At 66.6% G+C, this 8100-nt stretch carries 8 protein-coding genes and 2 tRNA genes; 4 read left to right on the forward strand and 6 right to left on the reverse strand.

Annotated elements, in window-relative coordinates; translation table 11 throughout:
* On the reverse strand, window positions 1-455 hold a 455-nt coding region (locus tag ACLFRM_RS08355), incomplete at its 3' end, for a DNA gyrase subunit A (protein ID WP_410755282.1).
* A 313-nt stretch (window positions 456-768) separates the two neighbouring features.
* Window positions 769-1848 (reverse strand): S-methyl-5-thioribose-1-phosphate isomerase, encoded by a 1080-nt coding sequence (gene mtnA / locus ACLFRM_RS08360; protein ID WP_410755283.1) that lies wholly within the window; start codon window positions 1846-1848, stop codon window positions 769-771.
* Between the two features lie 206 nt (window positions 1849-2054).
* Here mtnA and ACLFRM_RS08365 point away from each other — a divergent pair, with 206 nt between their 5' ends.
* Together ACLFRM_RS08365 and ACLFRM_RS08370 are read left to right on the forward strand one after the other, a co-directional pair.
* A complete protein-coding gene (locus ACLFRM_RS08365; protein WP_410755284.1) occupies window positions 2055-2672 on the forward strand; it encodes an OmpA family protein in 618 nt (205 codons plus the stop codon).
* 151 nt (window positions 2673-2823) lie between these two features.
* The gene (locus ACLFRM_RS08370; protein ID WP_410755285.1) at window positions 2824-3657 is read left to right on the forward strand and encodes a mechanosensitive ion channel family protein; all 834 of its coding nucleotides are present in this window, start codon (window positions 2824-2826) and stop codon (window positions 3655-3657) included.
* 101 nt (window positions 3658-3758) lie between these two features.
* Here the strand turns inward: ACLFRM_RS08370 and ACLFRM_RS08375 are convergent.
* Window positions 3759-3849: transfer RNA gene (locus ACLFRM_RS08375), tRNA-Ser, on the reverse strand.
* Window positions 3850-3913: 64 nt separating this feature from the next.
* Window positions 3914-4004: transfer RNA gene (locus tag ACLFRM_RS08380), tRNA-Ser, on the reverse strand.
* 146 nt (window positions 4005-4150) lie between these two features.
* Between ACLFRM_RS08380 and ACLFRM_RS08385 the strand changes: the two genes are divergently transcribed.
* Window positions 4151-5092: a prenyltransferase gene (locus tag ACLFRM_RS08385; RefSeq protein ID WP_410755286.1), complete on the forward strand. Its 942-nt coding sequence runs from the start codon at window positions 4151-4153 to the stop codon at window positions 5090-5092.
* Here the strand turns inward: ACLFRM_RS08385 and rlmD are convergent.
* Entirely contained in the window at window positions 5064-6458 is a 1395-nt protein-coding gene (rlmD, locus tag ACLFRM_RS08390; RefSeq protein WP_410755287.1) for a 23S rRNA (uracil(1939)-C(5))-methyltransferase RlmD, read from the reverse strand. The genes ACLFRM_RS08385 and rlmD overlap by 29 nt on opposite strands.
* A 77-nt stretch (window positions 6459-6535) precedes the next feature.
* The gene (gene cysM, locus ACLFRM_RS08395; RefSeq protein ID WP_410755288.1) at window positions 6536-7438 is read right to left on the reverse strand and encodes a cysteine synthase CysM; all 903 of its coding nucleotides are present in this window, start codon (window positions 7436-7438) and stop codon (window positions 6536-6538) included.
* A gap of 147 nt (window positions 7439-7585) precedes the next feature.
* Between cysM and ACLFRM_RS08400 the strand changes: the two genes are divergently transcribed.
* A partial coding sequence (locus ACLFRM_RS08400; RefSeq protein ID WP_410755289.1) for a hypothetical protein occupies window positions 7586-8100 on the forward strand: 515 nt, incomplete at its 3' end.

Below are 8100 nucleotides of genomic sequence, written 5' to 3' on the forward strand. Positions count from 1 at the left end.
GAGCCGTCGTAGTTGTCGATGAAGTCGACGGTTTCCTTGTCGATGTCGGCGAGCAGCTCGTGGGCGATCTTCGCCATGCGCACTTCGGTGTAACGCATCGCCGCCGGGGCATCGCCGTCGACCGAGCCGAAGTTGCCCTGCCCGTCGATGAGCATGTTGCGCATGGAGAAGTCCTGCGCCATGCGCACCAGCGCGTCGTAGACCGCCGAATCACCGTGCGGGTGATACTTACCGATGACGTCACCCACGACACGCGCCGACTTCTTGTAGGGCTTGTTCCACTCGTTGCCCAGCTCGCGCATGGCATAGAGGACACGACGATGTACCGGCTTCAAGCCGTCGCGCGCATCCGGCAGCGCCCGCCCGACGATCACGCTCATGGCGTAATCGAGATAGGACTGCCGCATCTCGTCTTCGAGATTGACCGGGAAGATTTCTGAAGCGAACTGAGTCATTCGAGTGTCCTGGTACCCACGAGTGTCCTGAATCTTCGGCGCGGCCTGTTCGGCCGACACGGCGGCACGCCATCGCGCCCACCCGCCGGCCCACCTCGGCCGAACCGACACCTCGCCGCGAAATGACCAGAAACCCCTTGGGGCCTCGATCGGACGGGAGTGCCGGCAAACCGGAGCATGGTACCACAGAGCGCCCGCTCGGCGCGGGGGCACGGCACGTCAACCACATGTCCTGCCATGCCGGCTCGATCCGGCGCGCGGACGGGCGACGATCAGGCATATCGAGCCGATCGAGACCCGGCGATGCGCCGCATCAGCCGAACAGGCGCGCGATCCCTTCCCGGTCCGGCTGGCGCAGGACACCGGCCTCGGTGACCAAGGCGTCGATCAGCCCGGCCGGCGTGACATCGAAGGCCGGGTTGTAGACGCTCGCGTCCGCGGGGGCGAGCAACTGGTCACCGATCGCCCTCACTTCCGCGGCCGGGCGCTGTTCGATCTCGATCGCCCCGCCATCGGCGCAATCGCGATCGATGGTCGCACGCGGCGCCACCACCATGAACTTCACCCCGTGGTGGCGGGCCAGCACGGCCAGGGAATAGGTGCCGATCTTGTTGGCGGTATCGCCGTTCGCGGCAATGCGATCGGCACCCACGACCACCCAGCTCACGCGCCCGCTCGCCAGCACACTCGCCGCCGCGCCGTCGCAGATGAGGCGATAGGGAATCGATTCCTGCTCCAGTTCCCAGGCCGTCAGGCGCGAGCCCTGCAGCCAGGGCCGGGTTTCGTCGACGTAGACACCCGCCAGCCGGCCGGACGCCCAGGCGTCACGGATCACGCCCAGTGCGGTGCCCTGCCCCGCGGTGGCCAGAGCGCCGGTATTGCAATGAGTCAGCACCCAGCCACGCTCGGCCCCGGTTTCGATCAACGCTGCGCCGCGCTGGCTCATGGCGAGATTCGCCTCCACGTCGCGCGACTCGATCCCACGCGCCTCCACCTCGAGCCGCGCCAGCCGATCCGCTTGCGGCAATGACCGGGCCGCCTGCAGGCAGGCGACCATGCGATCCAGCGCCCAGACCAGGTTGACCGCGGTCGGCCGGGCGGCAGCCAGCTCGCGATACGCAGCGTCCAGGGTGTCGACCGTAAGCCCCCGCCCCTGCGACAGCGCCGATCGCACCGCCAGCAAGTAGCCATACGCGGCCGCCACCCCGATGGCAGGTGCACCACGCACTGCCATGTCGCGTATCAGTTTTGCCACGCACGTTGCATCTGTACAACAGAGCCATTCAACCCGATGCGGCAACAACCGCTGATCGAGAACGTGTAGCGCATTTCCCTTGTATTTCAGCGACTTGAGCACCACCAACCCCCAATCAAGAACACACCCACCCTGCAAGCCGAAACCACCCTTGGTGGGGCGATCGCCCCCCCTTGCGCCATTTCGATGCCTGGGAACGCAACCCGTCGGCGCTATTTTTGCACTTTGCCGGAGTAGGCGACTACTATTCAGTTGAGATTCACCCGTTGCCGGACCTGAATCGCGCTATCCCTAGCGACACCAAAGTCATCTCTGACCTCAGAAGAAACAAGGAGATTTCACAGATGAAGAAAATGACCGTGATCGCTGCCTCGATTGCAGCCACGTTTGCCTTCTCTGGCCAGACCCTCGCCGGGGGTGATTCCCCGTACGTGTTCGACAGCAACGGTGATCCGGTGATGACCGGTCATGGCACTTGCCTGCTGAACGGCCATGGCACCCTGAACGAAGACACCGCCATCGAGGCCTGCCACCCGGACATGGTCAAGAAGGAAGAGGCCAAGCCGGCGCCGAAGCCGCTGGTCGAGCCGCCTCCGGAGCCGGAAGCCAAGACCATCACGCTCGAGGCCGACACCTACTTCGACTTCGACAAGTCGAACCTCAAGCCGGAAGGCAAGGACACCCTTAACGGGCTGGTACGCGACATGGGTGACCTGAACTCGGTCGCCAACATCAAGGCCGTCGGTCACACCGACAGCATCGGTACCGAAGAGTACAACCAGGGCCTGTCCGAGCGCCGTGCCGCGACCGTCAAGGATTACCTGGTCGACCAGGGCGTCTCGAGCGACAAGATCGAAACCGAGGGCATGGGCGAGACCAACCCGGTCGCCACCAACAAGACCCGTGAGGGTCGTGCCAAGAACCGTCGCGTTGAAATCACCGTACAGGGCACCGCCCAGTAAGGCGTTTTTCGACGCTTGACGAAAGAAACACCGCCTTCGGGCGGTGTTTTTGTTTCTGGTGGATTCATGACTCTCGGCTGAGTGGGCGAGATGGCACCTATACTGAGCACCACATTTTCCCGGCAAAACCCGGATTACAAGAGGAACCATCATGCAAGAAGCCGGCTTTTTCTCTCTGTACGTCTTGCCATGGATCATCAAGATCCTGATGGCTGCGGCAATTGCCGTTGGCGGCTGGTTCATCGCCAAGATCGGCAGCCCCTGGCTGGCCAGACTGCTGGGGCGCACCGGCCTCGATCGGATGCTGGTGGGGTTTGTCGTCGCCCTGGCCCGGGTGGCGTTCCTGCTGTTCGTGGCGATCGCCGCGCTCTCGCAGCTCGGTCTCGACACCACCTCGCTGGTCGCCCTGGTCGCCGGCGCCGGCATTGCCGTCGGTCTGGCCCTGAAGGATTCGCTGGCCAACTTCGCTGCCGGCGTGATGGTGCTGATCTTCCGTCCGTTCAAGGCGGGTGACTTCATCATCTCCGGCGAACTGATGGGCACGGTCAACGAGATCGGCATCTTCCACACCCGCATGAACACGCCGGACAACGTCGAACTGATCGTGCCCAATGGCCAGCTCTACGCCTCGGCGATCACCAATTACAGCGTGCGCGACACCCGTCGCCTGGATCTCGTGATCGGCATCGACTACGCCGACGACATCGCCAAGGCCAAGGAATTGATCATGCAGGTATTCGAGAAGGATGACCGCGTGCTCGAGGACCCGGCCCCGGCCGTCCTTGTCGACCAGTTCGGCGCCTCGAGCGTGGATCTGCTGGCCCGCCCGTGGGTCCGCTCGGCCGACATGCCGCACGTCAAGTCCGACCTGCAGCAGCAGATCAAGGAAGCCTTCGATGCCAACGGCATCACCATCCCGTTCCCGCAGATGGTGATCAGCTCGGCCGAGGATGGCACCGGCGGCGAGAAGCTGACCAGGAGCTGAGTCGGCCGGCTACCCCCCCGCCCGACGGGGGGAAAGGCCGCAGGCAACGCAAGAGAGCCCGCCGGTGACGGCGGGCTCTCGCTTTTTCGCATCAACCAATTTGGCGGAGAGGGAGGGATTCGAACCCTCGGACCCCGAGAAGGGGTCAACGGTTTTCGAGACCGCCCCGTTCGACCGCTCCGGCACCTCTCCAAACGGGAAGGGCGCGACCGGGGGCGCGCCCGTGCCCGGCTCGAGGGCCGGACCACACAGAAACTGGCGGAGAGAGAGGGATTCGAACCCTCGGTACGGGGTTACCGTACACACGCTTTCCAGGCGTGCTCCTTCGACCGCTCGGACACCTCTCCGTTTCCTTTACGGCCATGGATGCCGGTAGGCAATTCCGTGGCTCGCGAAGGGCGCAGATTCTAACCAAAGCGATCGCCCGTGACAATGCCATCCGAGCGAGAGGGTAAGATAACGCCGCCCTGCGCCACCCCCGGAGACCCCGACCATGCCGCGCGAACCCGATTCCACCGACCTCGGCCGCCGCCCCCTCCTGCGCCTACTGATCGCGACGCGACCGACCTTTCTGCTGCTGGCGCTGGTCGCCGCCGGTATCGGACTGGCGACAGCACATGTCTCCGGGGTAACGCTCGATCCGCTCTGGGCCACGCTCACGATGATCGGGGCCGTCACCCTGCATGCCGCGGCAAACGTCCACAACGACCTTGCCGACGACCTCAACGGCAGTGACGCCGCCAATCACGACCGCCAGTTCCCGTTCACCGGGGGCAGCCGGATGATCCAGAGCGGCGTGATGACGCGCCGGGCGACCCGGCTACTCGCCCGCGGGCTCTACGCCCTGACCATCGGCATCGGACTGATCCTGCTGATCCCGGGCGGCTGGCCGCTACTCGCCCTCGGTATCGGTGGCCTGCTGATGGCCTGGGCCTACTCGGCGCCAACCGTTTCCCTCAACGCCAGGGGGCTGGGCGAGATTGCCGTCGGCACCGGGTTCGGGATCGTCATGCCTCTCGGGGCGGACATCGTTCAGCGGGGCGAGTTGCACATCCTCCCCGTCTTCGCCGGGGCCGGCTTCGCCTTGATGACCGCCAGTCTGCTGCTGATCAACCAGTTCCCGGACGTCACCGCCGACCGTCTTGCCGGAAAGCGCCACTGGGTGGTTCGCCTGGGCAGACGCCGGGCGCGCTGGGCCTGGCTGGCGACCACCGCGGCCGCCTTCCTCGTGCCCGCGCTATTCGTCGTTCTCGGCCAATTGCCTGTTGCCGCCCTGGCGGTGCTGGCCGCGCTGCCGCTTTCCCTGATCGCCGGGCGTGACCTCTGGTTGCATCACGCCACCCCGGAACACCTGCGGCGGGCGCTGGCGGCAACCGTCGCCGCCACCTTGCTTTACGGCTGCCTGATCATTGCCGGGCTCGTTTTCGCCTGGTGACGCCGGGCTCGAGCACCACCATGGACTCGACGTGCGCCGTGTGGGGAAACATGTCCATCACCCCCGCGGCCAGCAGCCGCCAGCCATGGTCGTTCACCAACCGGCCGACGTCCCGGGCCAGCGAACCCGGGTGGCAGGAGACGTAGACCACCCGGGCCGGCTTCATGCGTGCGATCACCGGCACCATCGCCTCGGCACCCGCCCGCGGCGGGTCGAGCAGGACACGGTCGAACGATTCGTGGGGCCAGCCTTGAGCGGCGTCGGGCTCGAACAGGTTGCCGACCACGTGACGCGTATTCCCGAGACCGTTGGCACGAGCGGCGGCTGCGCCGCGTTCGACCATCGCTTCATCCGCTTCCACCGCGGTGACCGTGCCCGTCGCGCCGGTCCGTCGCGCCAGCGGCAGGCTGAAGTTGCCAAGCCCCGCGAACAGGTCCAGCACCCGGTCGCCGGGTTCCACCGCAAGCCAGTCCAGCGCCTTATGCACCATGCGCTGGTTGATCCCGGCGTTGACCTGGACGAAGTCGAGTGGCGAGAAGCGGATCTCGACGTCGAACTCCTCCAGACGGTAGCTCGGGTAGACATCCCGATCCCCGGCCACCAGCGGCGCGAGGGTCTCCGGGCCACCGGGTTGCAGGAAGATCGCGAAGCCGTGCTCGTCGGCAAAGGCGTCCAGCCGCGCCCGGTCGGCCTCACCCAGCGGCACCATGTGGCGGAAGGCCAAGGCGCAGTGCGCATCGCCGCAGCCCACCTCGATCTGGGGAATGTCTCGCCGTGCGTCCAGCCCCGCAATCAGGTCGGCAATCGCCGGCAGTTTCTCGCCGACGCGCGGGTCGAGCACCGGGCAGGTATCGATGTCGGCGATCAGCGCCGAGCCCAGTTCACGAAAACCCACCAGCGCGCGCCCCTTCTTGCCCACGTACCGAACGCCCAGCCGGGCCATGCGCCGGTAGCCCCAGATCGGCCCGGTCAAGGGCGCGAGCACCTGCTCGGGTTCGACCCGGCCGATGCGTGACAGCTGGTCGAGCAGCGCCTGCTGCTTGTGTGCCACCTGTGCCTCGGGGGCCAGGTGCTGCATGGCACAGCCACCGCAGGCGTGGAAATGTGGACAGCCCGGCTCGATGCGTTCCGGGCTGGGGGTATCCACGGCCACGGCATCGCCGAGGTCGAAATGCCGGCGCCGGTCACGGTAGACGAAGCGCACCTCCTCGCCCGGCAACGCGCGAGCGATGAAGGTCGCCTTGCCATCGACATGCGCCACCCCGCGCCCCTCGAGGGTGAGTGACTCGATATGGGCGGCGAATTCGCCCCGCGGCAGCGGCTTGGCGTACTTTCGGCGCTGGTTGCGATTCGGTTTGCGGGCCATCGATTTCTCGATCCAGGGAATAATAGAAAACCCTGCCGCGCGGGGAGCGTGGCAGGGTTCGGGAGGATGCAGGGCAATCAGCCGGCCGGGAACACGCCGGTGGAGAGATAACGATCGCCGCGGTCGCAGACGATGGTGACGATCACGGCGTTCTCCGCCTCGGCGGAGACCTTGAGTGCCGCGGCCATCGCCCCGCCGGAGGAAATGCCCGCCATGATGCCCTCCTCGCGCGCGAGCCGACGGGTCATTTCCTCGGCTTCCTGCTGGTCGATGTCCAGCGTGCGGTCGACCCGGGCCGGCTCGAAGATCGACGGCAGGTATTCCTTCGGCCAGCGGCGGATACCCGGGATCTGCGCGCCCTCGCCCGGCTGGACGCCGACGATCTCGATGCCCGGGTTCTGTTCCTTGAGGTAGTGCGAGGTGCCCATGATGGTGCCGGTGGTACCCATCGCCGAGACGAAATGCGTCACCCGACCCTCGGTGGCCGCCCAGATCTCGGGGCCGGTAGTCAGGTAGTGGGCACGCGGATTGTCCGGGTTGGCGAACTGGTCGAGCACCACGCCCTCGCCCCGGGCGGCCATGTCGGCGGCGAGATCGCGCGCGCCCTCCATGCCCTCCTCGCGGGAGACGAGCCTGAGTTCCGCACCGTAGGCGGCCATCGACTGGCGGCGTTCGATCGACATGTGCTCGGGCATGATCAGGGTCAGCCGCAGGCCGAGCGTGGCGGCCACCATGGCCAGCGCGATGCCCGTGTTGCCGGAGGTGGCCTCGACCAGCCGGTCGCCGGGCTTGATCTCGCCTCGCTCCATGGCGCGCGAGATCATCGAGTGCGCCGCGCGGTCCTTGACCGACCCGGCCGGATTGTTGCCCTCGAGCTTGCCAAGGATCACGTTGCCGCGCGCCGCCCCCGTGGGGTCGAGACGCTGGATACGCGCCAACGGCGTGTTGCCGATCAATTGATCAAGACGTTGACCTAACATACGCTTTGCCGGCTCGCTCCAGTTACCCGATTCATCGCAAACTCATCCCAAACCAATCCCGGGGAAGGCGGGTTCTCTCGCGCCCCGAGTATGCCACAAAGGCCTTCGGTGAACGCCCCGATCCGCAGAACACAGACCAACCGGCCGGTGCCCGCAAGCGAACGCCTGGCGCCGCTCGCAACGGCCCTCCCCTGGGCGCTGCTGGCGCTGGCCGCACCGCCGTCGCTGCTGGCCGTCCACACGCTGCTCGCCGGCCAGTCGCTGGCCACACCCGGGGTCTGGATGGCGTCACTCGGCTGGGTGGGCATCTGGTGCGGCCTGGTGGCCCTGTCGGCCGCCTCGCTGTGGTTTAGACCCGTCACCCGACCGGCGGATGACGACACACCTATCGAGCCCCCGCCGCGGAAGTCCGGTCCGGAAAGCCAGCTGTCGGCCGCCTCGGTGCTCGAACTGGTCAATCAGCAATGGGTGACCCCGCTGGGGCACATCCGCTCGGCGGTCGACTCGCTGGCCGGGCTGGAGCGTCGCCTGAGTCGCTGTGCGCCACCAGCGGCCGCCGGCGAGCAGGAGCCCGCGCGCTCGCTGCAGTTGATGCGTCACGCCAGTCACCGCCTGCGAATCTCGATCGAGAACATCATCGACTACCACGAGATCAACGCCGG

Source organism: Guyparkeria sp., from assembly GCF_046540515.1.
Classification (GTDB): Bacteria; Pseudomonadota; Gammaproteobacteria; order Halothiobacillales; family Halothiobacillaceae; genus Guyparkeria.